The 18697-nt window shown below is 63.7% G+C and carries 18 protein-coding genes, 2 tRNA genes and 2 pseudogenes; 10 read left to right on the forward strand and 12 right to left on the reverse strand.

The window, feature by feature from the left end:
* Positions 1 to 17: 17 nt before the first annotated feature.
* Both NYR55_RS01860 and NYR55_RS01865 read right to left on the reverse strand, forming a co-directional pair.
* Positions 18 to 902 (reverse strand): SPOR domain-containing protein, encoded by an 885-nt coding sequence (locus tag NYR55_RS01860; RefSeq protein WP_260019552.1) that lies wholly within the window; start codon positions 900 to 902, stop codon positions 18 to 20.
* A gap of 1 nt (position 903) precedes the next feature.
* Positions 904 to 1923: a lytic murein transglycosylase gene (locus tag NYR55_RS01865; RefSeq protein ID WP_260019553.1), complete on the reverse strand. Its 1020-nt coding sequence runs from the start codon at positions 1921 to 1923 to the stop codon at positions 904 to 906.
* Positions 1924 to 2045: 122 nt separating this feature from the next.
* On the opposite strand from NYR55_RS01865, the gene NYR55_RS01870 reads away from it, so the two are divergent.
* Positions 2046 to 2135 (forward strand) — tRNA-Ser (locus tag NYR55_RS01870).
* Between the two features lie 31 nt (positions 2136 to 2166).
* Positions 2167 to 2901 (forward strand): sulfite exporter TauE/SafE family protein, encoded by a 735-nt coding sequence (locus tag NYR55_RS01875; protein WP_260019554.1) that lies wholly within the window; start codon positions 2167 to 2169, stop codon positions 2899 to 2901.
* Positions 2902 to 2916: 15 nt separating this feature from the next.
* Here NYR55_RS01875 and NYR55_RS01880 read toward each other — a convergent pair whose 3' ends face one another.
* From NYR55_RS01880 to mutL, 3 genes are all read right to left on the reverse strand, one after another.
* Positions 2917 to 3255, reverse strand: a complete 339-nt coding sequence (locus NYR55_RS01880; protein WP_260019555.1) for a PilZ domain-containing protein — start codon at positions 3253 to 3255, stop codon at positions 2917 to 2919.
* 122 nt (positions 3256 to 3377) lie between these two features.
* Positions 3378 to 3608 carry a 50S ribosomal protein L31 gene (gene rpmE / locus NYR55_RS01885; protein ID WP_260019556.1) on the reverse strand — a complete coding sequence of 77 codons (231 nt, stop codon included), beginning with the start codon at positions 3606 to 3608 and terminating at the stop codon, positions 3378 to 3380.
* 89 nt (positions 3609 to 3697) lie between these two features.
* Positions 3698 to 5509, reverse strand: coding sequence for a DNA mismatch repair endonuclease MutL (gene mutL, locus NYR55_RS01890; protein ID WP_260019557.1), 1812 nt, complete (start codon positions 5507 to 5509; stop codon positions 3698 to 3700).
* A gap of 150 nt (positions 5510 to 5659) precedes the next feature.
* Between mutL and NYR55_RS01895 the strand changes: the two genes are divergently transcribed.
* The 6 genes from NYR55_RS01895 (at position 5660) to NYR55_RS01920 (ending at position 11361) form a co-directional block, all read left to right on the forward strand.
* Positions 5660 to 6703: a rod shape-determining protein gene (locus NYR55_RS01895; RefSeq protein ID WP_260019558.1), complete on the forward strand. Its 1044-nt coding sequence runs from the start codon at positions 5660 to 5662 to the stop codon at positions 6701 to 6703.
* A gap of 16 nt (positions 6704 to 6719) precedes the next feature.
* Entirely contained in the window at positions 6720 to 7610 is an 891-nt protein-coding gene (gene mreC / locus NYR55_RS01900) for a rod shape-determining protein MreC (protein ID WP_260019559.1), read from the forward strand.
* Complete coding sequence (gene mreD / locus NYR55_RS01905; RefSeq protein WP_260019560.1) at positions 7607 to 8119, forward strand: rod shape-determining protein MreD; 513 nt, start codon at positions 7607 to 7609, stop codon at positions 8117 to 8119. Before mreC ends, mreD begins: the two co-directional genes overlap by 4 nt.
* Positions 8116 to 10074, forward strand: coding sequence for a penicillin-binding protein 2 (mrdA, locus tag NYR55_RS01910; protein WP_260019561.1), 1959 nt, complete (start codon positions 8116 to 8118; stop codon positions 10072 to 10074). Before mreD ends, mrdA begins: the two co-directional genes overlap by 4 nt.
* A complete protein-coding gene (gene rodA, locus NYR55_RS01915; RefSeq protein ID WP_260019562.1) occupies positions 10071 to 11183 on the forward strand; it encodes a rod shape-determining protein RodA in 1113 nt (370 codons plus the stop codon). Before mrdA ends, rodA begins: the two co-directional genes overlap by 4 nt.
* Before the next feature lie 102 nt (positions 11184 to 11285).
* A tRNA-Lys gene (locus NYR55_RS01920) sits at positions 11286 to 11361 on the forward strand.
* A gap of 179 nt (positions 11362 to 11540) precedes the next feature.
* On the opposite strand, the gene NYR55_RS01925 is transcribed toward NYR55_RS01920, so the two are convergent.
* The gene (locus tag NYR55_RS01925; protein WP_260019563.1) at positions 11541 to 11741 is read right to left on the reverse strand and encodes an AlpA family transcriptional regulator; all 201 of its coding nucleotides are present in this window, start codon (positions 11739 to 11741) and stop codon (positions 11541 to 11543) included.
* A 311-nt stretch (positions 11742 to 12052) separates the two neighbouring features.
* Here NYR55_RS01925 and NYR55_RS01930 point away from each other — a divergent pair, with 311 nt between their 5' ends.
* Complete coding sequence (locus NYR55_RS01930) at positions 12053 to 13216, forward strand: hypothetical protein (protein ID WP_260019564.1); 1164 nt, start codon at positions 12053 to 12055, stop codon at positions 13214 to 13216.
* Here NYR55_RS01930 and NYR55_RS01935 read toward each other — a convergent pair.
* Together NYR55_RS01935 and NYR55_RS01940 are read right to left on the reverse strand one after the other, a co-directional pair.
* A pseudogene (locus NYR55_RS01935) lies at positions 13197 to 13610 on the reverse strand (nucleotidyltransferase domain-containing protein); the annotation flags it as partial. The gene NYR55_RS01930 and the pseudogene NYR55_RS01935 sit on opposite strands and share 20 nt — an antisense overlap.
* Before the next feature lie 89 nt (positions 13611 to 13699).
* Positions 13700 to 14161 (reverse strand): hypothetical protein, encoded by a 462-nt coding sequence (locus NYR55_RS01940; RefSeq protein WP_260019565.1) that lies wholly within the window; start codon positions 14159 to 14161, stop codon positions 13700 to 13702.
* An 82-nt stretch (positions 14162 to 14243) separates the two neighbouring features.
* On the opposite strand from NYR55_RS01940, the pseudogene NYR55_RS01945 reads away from it, so the two are divergent.
* A pseudogene (locus NYR55_RS01945) lies at positions 14244 to 14836 on the forward strand (IS5 family transposase); the annotation flags it as partial.
* Between the two features lie 9 nt (positions 14837 to 14845).
* On the opposite strand, the gene NYR55_RS01950 reads toward NYR55_RS01945, so the two are convergent.
* The 4 genes from NYR55_RS01950 to NYR55_RS01965 all read right to left on the reverse strand — a co-directional run bounded on the left by NYR55_RS01950 (position 14846) and on the right by NYR55_RS01965 (position 18656).
* The gene (locus NYR55_RS01950) at positions 14846 to 15637 is read right to left on the reverse strand and encodes a hypothetical protein (protein ID WP_260019566.1); all 792 of its coding nucleotides are present in this window, start codon (positions 15635 to 15637) and stop codon (positions 14846 to 14848) included.
* Positions 15630 to 15959, reverse strand: coding sequence for a hypothetical protein (locus NYR55_RS01955; protein ID WP_260019567.1), 330 nt, complete (start codon positions 15957 to 15959; stop codon positions 15630 to 15632). Before NYR55_RS01955 ends, NYR55_RS01950 begins: the two co-directional genes overlap by 8 nt.
* Before the next feature lie 237 nt (positions 15960 to 16196).
* A protein-coding gene (locus NYR55_RS01960; protein WP_260019568.1) for an IS5 family transposase occupies positions 16197 to 16948 on the reverse strand; the annotation gives its coding sequence in 2 pieces (ribosomal slippage) (positions 16197 to 16615 and positions 16615 to 16948; 753 coding nt in all).
* 550 nt (positions 16949 to 17498) lie between these two features.
* Positions 17499 to 18656, reverse strand: a complete 1158-nt coding sequence (locus tag NYR55_RS01965; protein ID WP_260019569.1) for an integrase arm-type DNA-binding domain-containing protein — start codon at positions 18654 to 18656, stop codon at positions 17499 to 17501.
* Positions 18657 to 18697 lie beyond the last annotated feature (41 nt).

An 18697-nucleotide genomic window follows, 5' to 3' on the forward strand; every position in this document is an offset into this window, starting at 1 on the left:
GGGTGGACGGAACGGGGTTAGCGGCTTTCGACGACGCGCGCATCCGGGAAACCGCGTGCAACGACACTGGCACGGGATTTGTCGGCGGCGGCGCGATCGGGGAACGGGCCAGTGCGCACGCGGAACAGGGAGCCGACGGGGCTGACCTGACCGCCGATGCTGGCGGCCAGCTTGTCCGCCCGGTCGCGCGCCGACAAAACGGCGACCTGCACGAAATAGGTGCCCGTTACGGGTTTCGGCGCTGTCACCGGCTTTGGCTTGGCAAGCGGAGCGGGAGCCGATGAAGGAACGGGCGCAGCGGGTTTGGTAACGGCCGGTTGCGGCGTTGGCTTGGGCGCGGGCTTTGGCGGTGAAGCGGCGGGCTTTGCCGCTGCAACCGGAGCGACAGCCACCGCCGCCGCGCTGGCCACCGGCAATCGCTTGCGCAGGCCGGTCAGCAAGGCTGGCGGCGCATCCAGCCGCTGCGGCGCCGATCCGGCGCGCAGGACGGCAATCTCCTGCCCCGCCGCATTGACCGGACGGATCCGAACCGGTGCGCGTCCGCCCGGCGCGATGCCAAGCGCGGCCGCCGCATTGGTGGACAGTTCTAACGATCCGGCACTGCCGCCCGGTACGACAGTCAGCAGCACGGTCTTGCCCGTGTCGATCGCCGTCACCTCCGCAACGCTGCCCGCGGGCAGAACGGGGTGGCTGATGCTGGCCGTGCCGGATGCCGTCGCCGCGACCGTCGCATAGCCGACATCATCGATGCGGGCGGGCGCATCGCCGCTGCCCGAAACACCCTGCGGCGCATCGGCCGGCGCAGGCGGCGGACCCTGATCCTGCGCAGCGGCGGCCCCGGCCACGGCCAGCATCGCCATTCCCCCCATCAGCCAATGCACCGGCAATTCCCCCCTGCTCACGTCAATTGTCCACTTCGTCTGCCAGCAACCCGACCGACAGGGCGTAAAAGTTGGAGCAATTGTAATCCAGGATCACGCGATAATTGCCGGTCAGCAGATAGGCGGTCTGTCCGGGACCATCCGGTTCCAGCAACGTCGCCTGCACCGTGTCGGCCGGCCAGACACCCCGTTGCGGCACGACGCCCAGCGCACGCCATTCAGCCATCGTCCGCCACTGGCTATGCCGTTCGTGCACCCGCGGGCAACGCGGCGATACCAGCCGGTTGGCGATGCCCGATCGGTCGAATGTGGCGGGCACATTGACCGGAATGCCCCAGGGCTGACCCGCTCGCCAGCCGGCATTGACGAAGTAATTGCCGATGGACGCCAGCGTGTCGGCATCGCTGCGCCAGATATCGGCCATGCCGTCGCCATCGCCGTCGCGGGCGAGCCGCAACCAGACGGACGGCAGGAACTGCGGCCCGCCCGTCGCCCCGGCCCAGCTGCCGATCAGCCGGTCCCGCGGCACGCCGCGATCGAGCATCTTCAGTGCAGCGACAAACTCGCCGGCAAACAGGCTGCGGCGGCGTCCGTCATAGGCCAGCGTCGCCAGCGCGCGCGGCAGATCGAACCCGCCCATCACCGCACCATAACTCGTCTCATGCCCCCAGATGGCGACCATGATCGCCTCCGGCACCCCGGTTTCCCGCTCGATCCCCAGTAGACGCGCCCGATTCGCCTGATAGGCGCTGCGCCCCCGATTGATCAGCGCCGGCGTGACATGCTGGTTGCGATAGGGGGCAAAGGGCGGAATGCTGTTGGTGGTCACGCCGCCCGGCTGTCCGCGATCCAGCTCGATCACGCGCGGATTGAGCGTGAGGCCCGCCATCACGCTGTCCACGGTCTGCGGCCGCACGCCCTCTGCCAACGCCTGCGCGCGCAATTCGCGCAGGTACGCCTGAAACCCCGTCTCGTCCTGTGCCCATGCCGGATTGCCGGCGAGCAGAAGGAAGGACAGGGCAAGCATCAGACGAACCAACATGGGATCGCTCTGCCACAGGCACGGCAGGCGATGGAACCCCCGGCTTCGCCACACGGCCCCATTTTTCCGCCCGGCGGCACGGCTTGCGAGAATTGTCGCCGCTGCTAAGGGGAGTGCCGCGCGGAGAGGTGGCCGAGTGGTTTAAGGCAGCGGTCTTGAAAACCGCCGTGGGTTCACGCTCACCGTGGGTTCGAATCCCACCCTCTCCGCCAATCACCGACGGTATCGGCGGCGGGGGATGCGGTGACGGGGGAAAGCCTGACCTGGCTGATCGCGGCCATCGCGATGGTGGCGCTGCTCTATTCGTCGGTCGGTCATGCGGGCGCATCGGGTTATATCGCCGTGCTGACGCTGGCGGGGCTGGCCCCTGCCGAAATCCGGCCCGTTGCGCTGGTGCTCAACATCATCGTGGCCAGTATCGGCACCTGGCAATTCTGGCGCGCGGGGCATTTTTCGTGGAGCCTGTTCTGGCCCTTTGCCCTACTGGCCACGCCGATGGCGTTTCTGGGGGGCTCGCTTGCGCTACCCGCCGACTATCTGAAGATCGCGATCGGCGTGGTGCTGCTGCTGTCCTCCGCCAACCTGATCCTGCGCCCTGCCGCGGAGCGGGAGGGACGGCCGCCGCGCCGCGCCGTTGCGCTGGCATCGGGCGGGGTGCTGGGCCTGTTCGCCGGACTGACCGGCACGGGGGGCGGCATCTTTCTGACGCCGCTGTTGATCCTGACCGGTTGGGCACGGACCAAGCAGGCGGCGGGCGTCTCCGTGCCCTTCATCCTGGTCAATTCGGTCGCCGGGCTGGCGGGTAATCTGTCCGCAACGCGCAGCCTGCCGGAGTTCATCTGGCCGCTGGTTGCAGCGGTGATCGTCGGCGGCGGGCTGGGCGCTTGGCTTGGGAGCAATCGCCTGCCCCATCAAGCGATCAAGCGGCTGCTGGCGCTGGTTCTGCTGATCGCCGGCCTGAAACTGATCTTCGGTTGACGTGTGCGGTCCGGCTCAATCGAGCCCGATCATCCGTTCATATTCGTCTTCCGCCAGCGGCTCCTGAAACCGGACACCGGCGGCAAACTCATCCGTCCAGCGGACCTCAGCGATCCGCGGGCCGATGGTCGGAATAGTCAGCCAGATCAGCGCGCCAAGCGTCAGCGCGCTATAGGTTTCCAGCCTGGCACCCTCGCGGGACAGGTCCGTCACCCGGCACAGCGCCCGGTCCAGCCCGCCCCGGCCGATCCGCGCATCCAGCGAAACCGGCGTGCGGGCCATATGCCGGCTGCCGAACAGCATGGCGGGTTCGAACTCGGCGGCGAAACGGTGATGGCGTGCGGCAGTGGTCATGGCCCCGAAGCTAATCCGGGATGGCTAACAGCCGATTAACGATACCGCGCAATCACGCATGAAAAAGGCCCGGCGAACCATCGTCCGCCGGGCCATATTTCGTTCGGGGATCGCCCGCCCGCTTACTTCTTGGCGAGCGACAGACCGCCAAAGCGCTTGTTGAAGCGCGCAACCTGGCCACCCGCATCCAGCAGACGCTGGTTGCCGCCGGTCCATGCCGGGTGGGCCAGCGGATCGATGTCCAGCTGCATCGTGTCGCCTTCCTTGCCCCAGGTGGAGCGGGTTTCGAACACGGTGCCGTCGGTCATCTGCACCTTGATCATGTGGTAATCGGGATGGGTATCGGCCTTCATGAGTCAGCTCCGGATGCGGCTGGTTCCGACCAGCCTTGGAAACAAGCCGCGGCCGTTAGCCTTGTCCGGCCGAAAAGGCAAGGCACTGGCTATTTCCGGCCGAACAGCCGTTCAATATCCCCATGGGCCAGTTTGACCCAGGTCGGGCGACCGTGATTGCACTGGCCGGAATGGGGCGTGACCTCCATTTCGCGGAGCAAGGCATTCATTTCGGCCACCGACAGAGCGCGCCCCGCGCGGACCGATCCATGGCACGCCATGGTCGCGGCGACATGATCCAGCTTTTCCTTCAGGCTCAGCGCCTCGTCATAGGCCGCAAGATCGTCGGCCAGATCGATGACCAGCGCGGCGGCGTCCCGCGTGCCCAGCATGGCTGGCACTGCCCGGACCAGCACGGCGCGCGGGCCAAAGCGTTCCACCTCCAGCCCGAACGCGGCCAGTTCCTTCGCCCGCGCCTCGATCCGGTCGCACCCCGGTTCGTCCAGCTCGACCACTTCGGGCAGCAGCAGCGCCTGCGCCTTTACCCCGCCCTCGCCCATGGCGCGGCGCATCCGTTCCAGAACCAGCCGCTCATGCGCCGCGTGCTGATCCACCAGGACCAGCCCGTCCTCCGCCTCTGCGACGATATAGGTGCGGGCGACCTGACCCCGCGCAACGCCCAGTGGATAGGAAACCGCCTGCGGCACGGGGTCACTCGCCGCCTCGGCCCGCGCCTGAGGCGGTTCGGACAGGAACTGCAGACCGGCATCCGCCACCGCATTGCCCGCAGCCTCTGCACCGTACAGGCCGGGGGCGCTGGCAGGAACCGGCCATTGCGCCATTGGCGGTATTTGCGCCGGGGGGAATGATCCGCCGGGTTGCCAGTTCGCCATTGCGCCGGCCTGTGCCGCCTGGATGCTGCGATGGCCGGCGGCATCCAGCGCGCGGCGAAGGCCGCTGACGATCATGCCGCGGACCAGCGCAGGATCGCGAAACCGCACCTCCGTCTTTGCCGGGTGGACGTTCACGTCCACCTCGCTGGTCGGCAGGTCAAGGAACAGCGCCAGCACCGGATGCCGGTCGCGCGCCAGCATTTCGGCATAGGCACCGCGGACCGCCCCGATCAGCAGCCGGTCGCGAACCGGGCGGCCGTTGACGAACAGATATTGATGGTCGGCAACCCCCCGGTTGAACGTCGGAATGCCCGCCACGCCGCCCAGCCGGTAGCCGTCGCGTTCCAGCGCCACGATCACGCTGTTGTCCGCCAGCGCGCGGTCGGTCAGCGCCGCGACCCGCGCCGGGCGATCCTCGTCCGCCTGCACGCCCAGCGTCCTGCGCCCGTCATGGTCCAGCGAAAAGGCGATGTCGGGCCGCGCCATCGCCAGTCGGCGTACCACGTCCATGCAGGCGGCATATTCGGCACGCGGCGAACGCAGGAACTTGCGCCGTGCGGGCACGCGCTCGAACAATGCCTCCATGCGGACGCGCGTGCCGGGGGGCAGCGCCGCCGGCCCCTCCCCAACCTGTGCGCCGTTATCGACCACGAGCGACCATCCATCGGCCCCGCGCGGACGGGATTCGATGGTGAGCCGAGCGACGCTGGCGATGGACGGCAGCGCCTCGCCCCGAAAGCCCATCGTCGTCACACCCTGGATCGCGCCGTCGTCCCACAGCGATTCGGGCAGTTTCGACGTTGCATGACGCTCCAGCGCCAGCCGCATCTCGGCCGGCGTCATCCCGCAGCCATCGTCGCTAACCTCGATCAGGTCGATGCCCCCGCCGGACAGCCGGATGGAGATGCGCCCGGCCCCGGCGTCGATGGCGTTCTCGACCAGTTCCTTCAGCGCACTGGCGGGCCTTTCCACCACTTCACCGGCAGCGATACGATTGACCAGATGTTCCGGCAGGCGGCGTATTGACATGACCCCGGCTCTAGCCCAAGCGGCTGCTTTCCGCGACCCGCATCGGCATGAAAATCTCTGCCAGGGCGAGCACCCCTGCGGGGCGGGGAATTGAGGGCCAACGGGCAGCCGCAAGGCGCTCAGGATCACGGTATCGGGCGGTAGGGGTTCATGGTTTTTTCCCGACTTTTCAATTTCATGTCCCACGACATGGCGATCGACCTGGGCACGGCGAACACCGTGGTTTATGTGCGTGGACGCGGCATCGTTCTGAACGAGCCGTCGGTCGTGGCGGTAGAAACCCGCAATGGCGAGCGCCGGGTCAAGGCGGTTGGCGACGATGCCAAGCTGATGATGGGCAAGACGCCGGGCAGCATCGAGGCGATCCGCCCGCTGCGCGATGGCGTCATCGCCGACATCGACGTCGCTGAAGAGATGATCAAGCACTTCATCCGAAAGGTCCATGGCGGCCGCAAGTCGATGATGCGCTGGCCCCAGATCGTGATCTGCGTGCCCTCGGGTTCGACCAAGGTCGAGCGCCGCGCCATCCGCGATGCCGCCAGTAATGCGGGCGCGAGCCAGGTGTGGCTTATCGAGGAGCCGATGGCGGCCGCGATCGGCGCCGACATGCCGGTGACCGAGCCGATCGGTTCGATGGTTGTCGACATCGGTGGCGGCACGACCGAGGTTGCCGTGCTGTCGCTGCGCGGTCTTGCCTATTCCACCAGCGTGCGCGTCGGCGGCGACAAGATGGACGAAGCCATCGTCTCCTATGTCCGCCGCAACCACAATCTGCTGATCGGTGAAGCGACGGCGGAGCGGATCAAGCAGGAGGTCGGCGTTGCCAAGCCGCCGCTCGACGGGATTGGCCAGACGATCCACATCAAGGGCCGCGACCTCGTCAACGGCGTGCCCAAGGAAATCCAGATCAACCAGGGCCAGATCGCCGAGGCGCTGTCCGAACCTGTCGGCGCGATTGTCGAGGGCGTCCGGATCGCGCTGGAAAACACCGCGCCCGAACTGGCGGCGGACATCGTCGATCAGGGCATCGTCCTGACCGGCGGCGGCGCGCTGCTGGCCGGGCTGGACGAGGTGCTGCGCGACGAAACCGGACTGCCGGTGTCCGTTGCCGAAGATCCGCTGACGTGCGTTGCGCTGGGTACGGGCCGCGCGCTGGAGGATCCGGTGTATCGCGGCGTGCTCCTCGCGGGCTGATCCAGGGAGCGCGGTCATGGCACCGCCGAAAAACCGCCCCGGCTTTTCCAAACGGGCGCAATATTCGCTGTTCATCGGCTATGTGATCGCCGTTTCCGGCGTCGTCATCGGCGCGGCTGCATTGCTGCTGTCCATTCTGGATCCGCAGGCATTCGGCGTGCTGCGCGGCACGGTGCGAGAGGTGACGACCCCCTTTGCCACCGGCACGCACTGGACCCGGCGACAGCTGAGCGCCATTCCGGAGGGGATCGGCGCATATTTCGGCGCGGTCAGCGAAAACCGGCGGTTGAAGCGCGAACTGGCGGATAATCGCCTGCTGTTGCAGCGGGCGCGCGCCCTGACCGTCGAAAACCAGCGGCTGCGCGCCATTGCGCAGCTGCGCGAGCGGGCGATCGAGCCGGTGATTGCGGCGCGCCTGGTCGCTTCATCCGCGTCGAGCACCCGGCGCTATGCCATCCTGAATGCAGGCTCGATGCAAGGCGTGAACCGTGCCCAGCCTGTGCGCGGGCCAGAAGGACTGATCGGGCGCGTGATCGAAACCGGCCCGAATAGCGCCCGGGTTCTGCTGATCGTCGATCCGGACAGCGTCGTGCCGGCGCAGCGGACGCGCGACGGGATGCCGGCGATCATCAACGGGCGCGGCGATGGCATGGTCGATATCCGCGTCGCCAATGTGTCCAACGCGCCGCTCAAGGCCGGGGACAGCTTCATCACATCGGGCGCCGGCGGCATCTACCCGCCCGGCATTCCCGTCGCGCGCGTGCTGGCCAGTGGCCGCGACGCAGTGATCGGCCGGCCGTTCGCCAATCCCGATGCGCTCGATTTTGCGCTGGTCCAGCGGGCATATGTCCCTGAACTTGCCCGGCCGGACGAAACGCCGCCCGAAAATGCGGGCGCGGCGGAATGACGCCGAGCGGCCGCAGCCTGCTTGGCGCCGATGAACGGGTGCACAGCCGGCGCTGGCTGATGCCGGCGGCGGTGATGGTCGGTTCCCTGCTGTCGCTGTTGCCGCTGGTCGCAACGGCCCCCCTGCTGCCGCCCTTTGGCCTGATGCTGCTGATCGGCTGGCGCTTCCTGATGCCGGGCAAGGTGCCCGCGTGGTTTGCCCTGCCGCTCGGCCTGTTCGACGATCTGGTCAGCGGTCAGCCGGTCGGCAGCGCGGTCGTGCTGTGGACATTGTGCCTTCTGGGCATCGACGTGCTAGATACGCGGCTGATGTGGCGTAGTTTCTGGCAGGACTGGCTTGTGGCATCGGGCGCTGTCGCCTTTTGCCTGATCGGCGGGCGGATCTTTGCCGCGCCGCTATCCTCTCATGTCGATACCGCGCTGATGATCCAGATTGCGGCGTCTGTCGTGCTGTTGCCCGTCGTGTTTCGCATCGCGGCCTGGCTCGATCTCAAGCGAGTGGTCGCATGAAGGTCGATAACCTGCTTGGCGGGTCCACCAAGCTGATGACCGAGGCGCAGCAGGCGTTCAGCTTTTCGCGCCGCGCCCTGTTGATGGGCGGGTTGCAGGCGGGGGTCGGCGTGGTGCTGGCCGGACGCATGGCATGGTTGTCCGTTGCGGAGAATGAACGGTACCGGACGCTGTCGGAAAGCAATCGCGTCAACCTGACGCTGGTGCCACCGCGGCGTGGCTGGATCGTCGATCGCAACGGCGCGGCGATCGCGTCCAACCGCACCGATTTTCGCGTCGACCTGATCCCCGACCGGATGAAGGACGGCGAGCAGACGCTTGGCCTGTTGCAGCAGCTTCTGGCGCTGACCGCCGACGATATGCAGCGGATCCGTGACGACCTTAAGGGCGCGTCCGGTTTCCGACCCGTGCAGGTTGCGGAGAACCTGGATTGGGAACGCTTTGCCGCGGTCAATGTCCGCCTGCCCGAACTGCCGGGCGTTGAGCCCGCGCGGGGATTTGCGCGCCATTACCCGAATGGCGCGGCGGTTGCTCACCTGATCGGCTATGTCGGTGCCGCCAGTGCCGAACAGTTCAAGAAGGAACGCGACCCTCTGCTGGTCACGCCGGGGTTCAAGCTGGGCAAGGACGGCATTGAAAAGGTGCTGGAAACCCGCCTTCGGGGTCAGCCGGGTGCGAAGCGGGTGGAAGTGACCGCCAGCGGCCGACTGGTCAAGGAACTCGCCACGCGCCCCGACACGCCGGGTCAGACGGTGAAACTGACCATCGATCTGGGGTTGCAGGATTATGCCGCACGCAGGCTGGGCAATGAATCCGGAGCGGTCGTCGTCATCGACACCCGCACGGGCGGCATCCTGGCGATCGCATCTATGCCCGCCTATGATCCCAACGCCTTTTCCGACGGCATCAGCCGGGCCGAATGGGGATTTCTGACGGCCGACGATCACCTGCCGCTGACCAACAAGGCGTTGCAGGGCCTGTATCCGCCCGGATCGACGTTCAAGCCTGCAACGGCACTGGCAGCGCTGCGTTCCGGCATCGATCCCGAACGCACCGTGAACTGTCCCGGTGGATATCAGCTTGGCAACCGCTTCTTCCGCTGTCTGGGCCGGCACGGGCCGGTCAATCTGCACCGCGCCATCGCCAAGAGCTGCAATACCTATTTCTACACCGTCGGGCGCGAGGCGGGGATGGAGGCGGTGGCCGATGCCGCGCGTCAGCTTGGTCTGGGCGCGGAATATCCCCTGCCCTTTCCCTCTCAGCGTTACGGAACGGTGCCCGATCCGGCATGGAAGCTGAAAAAGTACAAACAGGCATGGACTGCGGCCGATACGCTCAACGCTTCGATCGGTCAGGGCTATCTGCTGGCCAGTCCGTTGCAGCTGGCGGTTCAGGTCGCGCGGATCGCGTCCGGCCGGGCGCTGGTGCCCCGCATCCTTGCCGAAGAACCGATTGTCGGCCCGTCGCTGGACGTGCCGCCCGACCGCATGAACCTGATCCGGTCGGGGATGGACGAGGTGGTGAACGGGGCCGGCACGGCGGGACGCAGCCGGCTTCAGCTCGACGGCATCCGCATGGGCGGCAAGACGGGTACGGCGCAGGTGCGGCGGATCGAGGGCGGCGCCCGCGGCGGCCTGAACGTTCCGTGGAAATATCGCGACCATGGCCTGTTCGTCGGGTTCGCGCCCGTCGATAATCCGCAATATGCCGTTGCCGTCGTCATCGAACATGGCATGTCGGGCTCCGGAGCGGCAGCGCCGGTGGCGCGCGATGTCATCACCTGGTTGTTCGACCGGGAAAAGGCGATGGCGACCCTGACTGCGCTCGAAACCGAATGGGGCGGCACCATTGCCGAGCGCATGGCCCGCAAACAGGCCGCATGGCTGTTTCAGCGCGATGCCGAGCGGCGTGCACAGGCTGGCGGCTCCGCTCCTGTTGCAGGCGCTCCGCGATGAAGGTGAACGAGATCGTCCCGTCGACCATCGCGGACCTGCCCTGGCGGCTGCTGCTGCTTGTCATCATGATGGGCGGATTCGGCCTTCTGGTCCTTTATTCCGCTGCGGGCGGCAGCATCAGCCCCTGGGCGCAGTCGCAAGGGATCCGGCTGGTCGCCTTTATCGGCCTGGCGATCGGCATTTCGCGGGTACCGACGACCTTTTGGTCCCGCTGGGCACTGCCGGGCTATGCCGGTATCCTGATCCTGCTGATCCTGGTCGAGCTGCTGGGGGCGGTGCGCGGCGGGGCGCAACGATGGCTGGACCTGGGGTTCATCCGGTTGCAGCCGTCCGAATTGATGAAACCGTGCATCGTGCTTGCGCTCGCCCGCTTCTACGAGATGCTGCCACCGGTCGAAACCCGACGTTTCGCGGGGATCTGGCCGGGGGCCGTGCTTATCGGCGTGCCGATGGGGCTGGTCATGCTGCAACCCGACCTTGGCACCGCCCTGATGATCGCCTTTGGCGGAATTGCGGTGATGTTCCTGGCCGGTGTCCCTCTCCGCCTGTTCATCGGCGGCGGGCTGGGTGTTGCGCTGGCGGTCCCGCTGGCGGTCAATTTCCTGTTGCACCCTTATCAGCGCAACCGGGTGCTGACCTTCCTTGATCCGGAAAGCGATCCGCTGGGCACCGGCTATCACATCAGCCAGTCAAAGATCGCGATCGGCTCTGGCGGCTGGTTCGGCAAGGGGTTCCTCAATGGCACGCAAAGCCATCTGGACTACCTGCCGGAAGGGCACACCGATTTCGCGCTGGCGACGATGATGGAGGAATGGGGTCTGGCCGGCGGCGTCATGCTGATCATCGGGTTTGCGCTGCTGATCGGCTGGGGCATCCATGTCGGCATGAAGGCGAAGACACGGTTCGGAAAACTGACCGCCGCGGGGCTTTCCGCCACAATCTTCTTCTACGCGTCGATCAACATGGCGATGGTCATGGGCCTGGCCCCGGTGGTGGGCATCCCCCTGCCCTTTATCAGCTTTGGCGGGTCGGCGCTGATGACCGTGATGATCTGTATCGGAATCATGATGGGAATCGACCGCTCGGCATCCGATCGAAAGCGCCCCTGACATTTTTTGTGCCATCCGGTGTTGCCAAGCACCAAACCCGATGCTAACGGCCCGCTCTCGCTTGACGGGACCGGCCTCAACCGGCTCATGTCATCCGCGAATGGACGCATAGCTCAGTTGGTAGAGCAGCTGACTCTTAATCAGCGGGTCCTAGGTTCGAGCCCTAGTGCGTCCACCATATTTTCAATGACTTAGCGCTAATCTCGAGGTCAGTTCCATCATCAAGGTAGCGTTTTAGGTAGCGGACGCCCTGCGACGCTCTGACACTTTTTGACGCCAAGCTGTTGTTGCTTCGGCCAGCAGATCTCCCACGCACCACTCCGTCGTCAGTTTTGCCGGGAATCGCTTTGGTCAGGCCTAATCCATTCCCCAATAGATCGGGTTGTGCAGCCATTCGTTGATGGCTGATTCCCGCCAACCGGAACAGCGCTCTGCGATCTTGATCTGTTTGGGGAAGGTCCCTCTCCTGATCTTCCGATAAAGGGTGGCGCGCGACAGGCCGGTGCGCTCAAGCACGATGGGCAGGCGAAGGATACGGTCGGGACTGGTCGAGGTCATGTGCTCATCATCCTTAGGTTGTGATGCCCTGTTTCGGGCAGCTTTCGGATGATGCGAGCGGCCGTCAATGCGTTGAGATTCGGCGGTTTCTACGCTGTGATGACCTGTCGTTAGCTGGCCTTCGCCGGCGCTTTCCGGAGTGCGACCAAATATTTTTGCCGCTGGTCAGTGCGAGCCGGCGCGGTCGTCCCCTGCCCTCACGGCAACCGCATCTGTTGCGCCGGAATGCCGGTGGCCGTCGCTGGCTGCTAGCCCCGCCCGGACGGTGCGCAACCCCGGCGGTGCCCGGGTCATCCACTTCGTCGCTGCCCTTGCGGGTGCGCCCCGCCCTTGCCGGCGGGGCTTGCGGGCCTGCTCCTGCCGCCCCCCGGCCATCCCGGCGCTGGACCTGGGCGGTTCTCGCAGGAGGACATCATGGGCAAAGCGAACCGGGTCGATCGCAAGGCACTGCGGCGCATGTCGCCCTTGGCGCGACAGCTCATAGCGGATACCTCGCGCAGGCCGAGCAGCTTCTCGACCGCATCGCACCTGCGCTGGAACGCGTCCTCAACCTCATCCTCCGCGGCAAGAGCGTCTCCAATGCGCAGTTGACCGCCATGAACAGCGTTCACGAAGCCGCCCGCGAGCTGACCCCGCCTGCAATCGCGTCCTCGGTCGCGACCGGCGAGGGATCAGGCGAGTTCAACGCCAACGTTACGAAGCTGCAGAACCTGCTGTTCGCGGGCAGCGCCGACGTCTGTAGGCGTTTCCACCAGCTTCCAAAGGGCGCCGGCGCCTTCATCGCCTGGACCGCCGACCTGATCAAGAACGCCGATGAGGCCGAGGCGCAGGAACCGTGGGAACTCGTCGGCGGCGTGCCCGCCAGTCTCGGCAAGATCCGAGAGATCCTCGTTCGCATTAGGATCATTGCAGGGGATGCTGCCGGGCGAACCGTACACCCGGGCGTGAGTTTTGCCACGCTCCTCGGCAAGGCAAAACCCGACAACGCGCTCCGCCTTGTCGCCTCAGTGGTCGAGACGAGGATGACGGTGGCGCGCAACGCGCTAGCAGCCTCGATCCGGTCCCAACTGGTAGATAACGGCGTCGAGGCTCTGGTGCATGTCGTGGAGGACCCCGACGCAATCCTCCCATGGCCACCCAGCAAGGTACTCGTCGTGATCCCACTAACTTCGCAGATGGAGATCGAGAGCCACGCGATCGCAACCCTAGCCGCCCGTCGGGCCGTCCCGGACGGCATCAGGCTCACGTTGATCCCGAGCGTCGACGGACTGGTGCTGCCGGCGCGTAGCGTCAGCGGCTACGAGACACTGCTACCTCTCCCCGACGAGGCCGACGTTTGGATCGAACAACTCGGCCTCCCCTTCTTCCGCGCGGAAATCTCGCCGATCCTGAACATGGCGGTGGCGAAGGCATCGGCCTTACAGTCGATGGACCGCCTCAATCTAGGCATCGCCGGTCGCGGGCGATGTCCATGAAGAAGTAGCGACCATGGGCGAGGCCGTCATTCACCTCCTGCAGGGTATGGACGATGAAGTTGACCGGGGTGTTGAGCGTCCTGGTGATGCCAAGCTCGCGGTTCAGCCGGTCCTCGAGCTTCAGCCAGTAGCTGACCCGGTCGGTTAATCGCTTGTCGTTGACGATGACCAAGAGGTCGAAGTCCGACTTGTAGCCCTTTGCGGTATGCGGCTCATCGACCCAGCCGCCTCTGGCATAGCTGCCATAGAGGATCACCTTGAGGATGCGGCCCTTCTTCTTCCACTCATGCTTGGCCAGCGCCAGCGCATCGTCGAACTCCTCAAACAGGATCTGCACCACCCGCTCGAGCTCGCGCTGCTTGGCTGGCGGTAGATGATCGATATCGCTGCGCATGGTCTCCTCACCCTGTAGGGCTTGATCGGGGATGGCAAGTCATTGGCAAGGCTCACCATGGCCAAAGACGCCGCCAGATTGGATCGGGTTCACGATCTGCCTCGATGAGTCGCTTCAGCGCCTCGACCAGCGCGGCCTCTACTCTCCCCACGCTGATCCCGAACATCATCGCCAGCGCCTCGTTGCTGAGCGAGGGGTCCGAACGCAGCGCCAGGATAGGTCGGCGCGGCGACGCGGATCGCGATCGCGTCGCGCCAGCGGCGGTTCCATTCCGGCAGTGCCGCCGCCGGCAGGTTCGCGCGCGGTATCTGCTTCTCCGCGAGCGGTAAGCCACCGAACCCGACGACCTCTCCGTTCGGCGCTCTCGCGGCAGAGGCGGCGATGTCCGATCGCGGGGAGAGCGCTAGCGCCACCTCGCAGATCCGCACCACCTTGTCATGGGTGCCGTCCTCGCCGGGAATGCCGATCTCGTTATAGTCGCAGCGTATCACCCGGCCATCGGGAGACTCTTCGAACGTCGGTTCCGTCGCCCACGCGATCTCGTGGGACATCCGGTCGACAAGATCTTGCTCCCTCGCTAACGCCGAGAGGGTCTGCAATTGGACCGACTGCGGACTGGCAGCGCCGGCCTGCTATGGACCGAGGAAGACGCTCTACAAACGGTTCGTGCGCTGGGCGGCGAAGGGCGTGTGGCAGAACTTGTTCTTTGCGCTGGCAGCAGCAGGCGGGCCATCCGCCGAGGTTCTGATCGACAGCACCCATATGAAGGCGCACCGCTCGGCGGGCGGCGGAAAAGGGGGGCGCTCATCCAGGCGATCGGGATCAGCCGGGGCGGCCGCAACAGCAAGCTCCACGCGCTCATCGACGGCGAAGGTCGGCCGCTCCGCTTCCTGCTAACCGGCGGCCATGTCGCCGACTGCCGCGCAGCCGATGTGCTGCTCAATGACCTTGCGCCGCACACCATCGTGCTCGCGGACAAGGCTTACGACAGCAATGCGATCCGCGACCTGATCGAGCGCCAGGGGGCCGTCCCGAACATCCCGTCCAAGGCCAACCGGCGCTGGAAAAGCTGCTTCTCCAAGACCCTCTACAAGGGCCGCAACGCTGTCGAGCGCATGTTCTGTCGCCTCAAGGACTATCGTCGCATCGCCACCCGCTACGACAAACTCGCCACCAACTTCCTCAGCGCCGTCTACCTCGCCGCCGCCGTTACTTGGTGGTTATGAGTCCTCACCCTATTCCTCGATAACGTAAACACCAAGTCCTAGAACCAGTGCATTCGACGGGGCGCCGGGGGCTCCTATGTCATAGATAACATACAGGCTCTGGTTTGGCTTTTCAGCCAATATTGTTACATAGGGATCCGGAAAGTGATTCACCGCCGGCGGCATCAAATCTGCTATATCGTTTTTGATTGTAAAGCCGTCACGCTTTAGGACAGGCAACACATCGTTTACACGATATTTGTATAGATCTACATCCTGAATCGGAATGTCTACCCTTTGATTGCTTGAGTTCATTACTGTTTGGGTTGCAGCATAGCCATGGTAGGTCGTTCCCGGCGGACATTGAAATATTCCGAGCGTGACTCCCACTGGTTTGGGGTTGTCAACACATTTGCCAGACTCATAGCTGACGAATGTAAAGATGTTCCGCTCGATCGGGAGTGACTGAGGTGCCGAAGATAACGCCGTCATGAACCGATTATGCAGCTGACTAAAACTTTCAGTCGATGCGCTGTTTATAATTAATCCCATCGTTTCGCGTGGGGACCCTGGTATAATAAATAACTTCTTTGTTTCTGTCGTCGAATGCAATTTACCGGCTATCATTTGTGATGGTTTTGCAACCGCCAAATGCATTTTTTCACTAGGAATACTGCATCCAGACAAATTAATTTGTGACATAAATAATAGCAATAAGCAGCTTGCCATGGACAAATGGATATTCATAGCCTTATCAATACTGTCGTCAACTGTAGCTGTCGTTACAGGCCTTGTCAGAGAAAAGATTGACAGTTTATTCATCTTTTTGTTCTGCGCATGGCATCAACGACTGCAATCGCGCTTTTGCCTCCTCAAGCCCGTCCTGGTGTTGGACTATTCCAACTTGAATAACTCTGCCCGGAGCACCGCCGCCTGGCGAGGGTGTGTAAACCCAAAGCGGGCCACGATCTGCGATGGCTGCTTTCCGGTAAAGTTCAATTGCCTTCTCGAGGCCTTTGGGCTCAGTCGAATCTTCAAACCATTGACCGAGCTTGTATTGCGATTGCTTATCACCGCCTTGGGCTTTTGCCGCGAGCGCCTGCAAGGCTGGATCGGCAGCGCCGGGCCGCAACGAAATCCCCATATAGTGAGTCGATGCACACCCGGTCGACAACGCGGCTAGGAACGATAGCGCATGGAAGCCCCAAGGCTTAAGGTGCGTTTTCGTTGTTTCTTGCCTCCGACTCTGCATTTATTCATCTTTTCTATTTCATTCTTTACATCAACAAAAAATGATTACCGCGTCAAGCATACTTCCACGTTTTTGCTGTCGGTAATGCTTCCGCTACTCGATCTGCAAACCCGAATCTAGGGTGAGGACTCATAACCACCAAGTAACGGCGGCGGCGAGGTAAACGGCGCTGAGGAAGTTGGTGGCGAGTTTGTCGTAGCGGGTGGCGATGCGACGATAGTCCTTGAGGCGACAGAACATGCGCTCGACAGCGTTGCGGCCCTTGTAGAGGGTCTTGGAGAAGAAGCTTTTCCAGCGCCGGTTGGCCTTGGACGGGATGTTCGGGACGGCCCCCTGGCGCTCGATCAGGTCGCGGATCGCATTGCTGTCGTAAGCCTTGTCCTCGAGCACGATGGTGTGCGGCGCAAGGTCATTGATCAGCACATCGGCTGCGCGGCAGTCGGCGACATGGCCGCCGGTTAGCAGGAAGCGGAGCGGCCGACCTTCGCCGTCGGTGAGCGCGTGGAGCTTGCTGTTGCGGCCGCCCCGGCTGATCCCGATCGCCTGGATGAGCGCCCCCCTTTTCCGCCGCCCGCCGAGCGGTGCGCCTTCATATGGGTGCTGTCGATCAGAACCTCGGCGGATGGCCCGCCTGCTGCTGCCAGCGCAAAGAACAAGTCCTGCCACACGCCCTTCGCCGCCCAGCGCACGAACCGGTTGTAGAGCGTCTTCCTCGGTCCATAGCAGGCCGGCGCATCGACCCAGCGTCCGCCCGACTTCAAGACGTGGATGATGCCGCTGATCACGCGCCGGTCATCCACCCGCGCCACACCCCGCACCTTGTCCGGCAACAACGGCCGAAGCCGCTCAAACTGTGCCTCACTCAACCAAAACTCGCTCAAATCCACGCTCCCGCCGTCGCAGAGCCTGAATCACATCTAACCCGCCAAGGGATCCCCGTTTATGGGTCCTGACCCTAGGGCAACTGCTAGGCCGGAGACATCGGGCCTAACAGGGCGTCGCAATACTAGGGTAATCTTATGTACAAAAAATGGTATTGCTGTTTTGTGGCATAATGCCGGCAAGCTGCACCGGCGAGGAGTAGCATTTACTTAATAGTAAACATGAATTGCATCGTGCTGTAGTGATGAATGATGTCTATATAAAATACAAAGTTCCTCCGCATCAATTTCGCAATGCCAAGGTTCATATGCATTACGGGCTTGGTATTTTCGCGATATTCAGGAGAATGACTTTGAGGAAGCAATAAAAATTATGGTAATGATGCGTCGATCTGATCCAGATATCTTAAAAAATATCGCCACCAAGTGTGAAAATCAGGCCGCCTCTAATCCAGAGTTTGAATTTTTCGCTCAAGCGGCCGCAGAGGTCTATAGACGAACTGACAAGTGACCAAATATGTAAGATTGTCGGCTGAATAGTCCATCTTTATCAGTCCATTAAAAAACTGGCCCATTTAGCCATTAGCTCGCTACGTTTGACGAAATAGTCCGTCCGGCGATAGGCGGCTTCGGCGGCGTTGGGCACGCGGTGCGCCAAGGCCTTCTCGGTGATTTCCTTGGGGAACTGAATGCATTCCGCCGCCCAATCGGCAAAGCTGCTCCTGAACCCGTGCACGGTGATCTTGTCGATCTTCATGTCGCGGATGGCCTTGAGAAAGGTCGTATCGCTGATCGGCTTTCTTCCGGTCAGGGTGAACAACGCCCTGCCCGGCGCAATATAGCCGTCCAGCGCTTCATGCTCGGCCCGCATGCGGTGCAGCAAGGCCAGCGCTGGTGCGGAGAGCGGCACCACATGCGGCTGTTTCATCTTCATCCGGGAAGCAGCGATGGACCAGGTCGCTGCATCCAGATCGAACTCGTCCCAGGTCGCATAGCGCGTCTCGTTCGACCGGACCGCGGTCAGAATGGTCAGCTGCAGGGCATCGCGGCCGATGGTCCGCTCCTGCCGTGCCAGCTTCTGCAGGAACGCTGGCACCGCGGCATAGGGCATGGCGGCCCGATGCTCGACCTGCCTGATCTGGCGCGGCAGTCCCCGCGTTACCAACCGCAGTGAGATTTCGGCAGGGATGTGACCCTTGATATGGGCATAATCCAGAACCGTACCGATGCGCTGGAGAAGACGGCGTGCCGTGTCCGGCTTCTCCATCCAGATGGGCTCCAGCACCTTCAGCACCTGAACGCTGTCGATGGCGTCGACGCGCTTTGCGCCGATCTCGTCGAACACATGGTTCTCGAAGCTCGATATCCAGGACAGGTTGCGGCGATCCTTCCAGCCCTTCTTCATCGCTTCATAGCAGCGTCGGGTGACCATCTCGAAGGTGGGGGTGTTGGCTCGCCTGAGCCCCCGCTCCTTCACCGGGTCCTTGCCGCTTCGCACCATCTTGCGAAGCTCGATCGCAAGGCACCGGGCATCGGAGCGTGATACGTCATGGACCGGGCCAAGTCCGAAGTCTCGGCGGACGCCCTTGTACTGCATCCGCAAGACCCATGATCGCGAGCCTGATGGACGGACAACAAGACAAAGGCCGTGACCATCGGTGTGGCGCCCTGGACCAGCGGTGCGCCCCTTGAGAGCTGTGAGTGCCAAGTCAGAATTCCCTCTTTTTCCTGTACCTCTCCCCGGCCCAC

The organism is Sphingomonas sp. BGYR3 (assembly GCF_025153455.1).
Lineage (GTDB): Bacteria > Pseudomonadota > Alphaproteobacteria > Sphingomonadales > Sphingomonadaceae > Sphingomonas.

Bases quoted from the DNA above. Each gene is read 5' to 3' on its own strand.
- NYR55_RS01865 (WP_260019553.1), bottom strand. From the start codon at position 1,923: ATGTTGGTTCGTCTGATGCTTGCCCTGTCCTTCCTTCTGCTCGCCGGC.
- NYR55_RS01880 (WP_260019555.1), bottom strand. From the start codon at position 3,255: ATGACCACTGCCGCACGCCATCACCGTTTCGCCGCCGAGTTCGAACCC.
- rpmE (WP_260019556.1), bottom strand. From the start codon at position 3,608: ATGAAGGCCGATACCCATCCCGATTACCACATGATCAAGGTGCAGATG.
- mutL (WP_260019557.1), bottom strand. From the start codon at position 5,509: ATGTCAATACGCCGCCTGCCGGAACATCTGGTCAATCGTATCGCTGCC.
- NYR55_RS01895 (WP_260019558.1), top strand. From the start codon at position 5,660: ATGGTTTTTTCCCGACTTTTCAATTTCATGTCCCACGACATGGCGATC.
- mreC (WP_260019559.1), top strand. From the start codon at position 6,720: ATGGCACCGCCGAAAAACCGCCCCGGCTTTTCCAAACGGGCGCAATAT.
- mreD (WP_260019560.1), top strand. From the start codon at position 7,607: ATGACGCCGAGCGGCCGCAGCCTGCTTGGCGCCGATGAACGGGTGCAC.
- mrdA (WP_260019561.1), top strand. From the start codon at position 8,116: ATGAAGGTCGATAACCTGCTTGGCGGGTCCACCAAGCTGATGACCGAG.
- rodA (WP_260019562.1), top strand. From the start codon at position 10,071: ATGAAGGTGAACGAGATCGTCCCGTCGACCATCGCGGACCTGCCCTGG.
- NYR55_RS01925 (WP_260019563.1), bottom strand. From the start codon at position 11,741: ATGACCTCGACCAGTCCCGACCGTATCCTTCGCCTGCCCATCGTGCTT.
- NYR55_RS01940 (WP_260019565.1), bottom strand. From the start codon at position 14,161: ATGTCCCACGAGATCGCGTGGGCGACGGAACCGACGTTCGAAGAGTCT.
- NYR55_RS01950 (WP_260019566.1), bottom strand. From the start codon at position 15,637: ATGAATAAACTGTCAATCTTTTCTCTGACAAGGCCTGTAACGACAGCT.
- NYR55_RS01955 (WP_260019567.1), bottom strand. From the start codon at position 15,959: ATGGGGATTTCGTTGCGGCCCGGCGCTGCCGATCCAGCCTTGCAGGCG.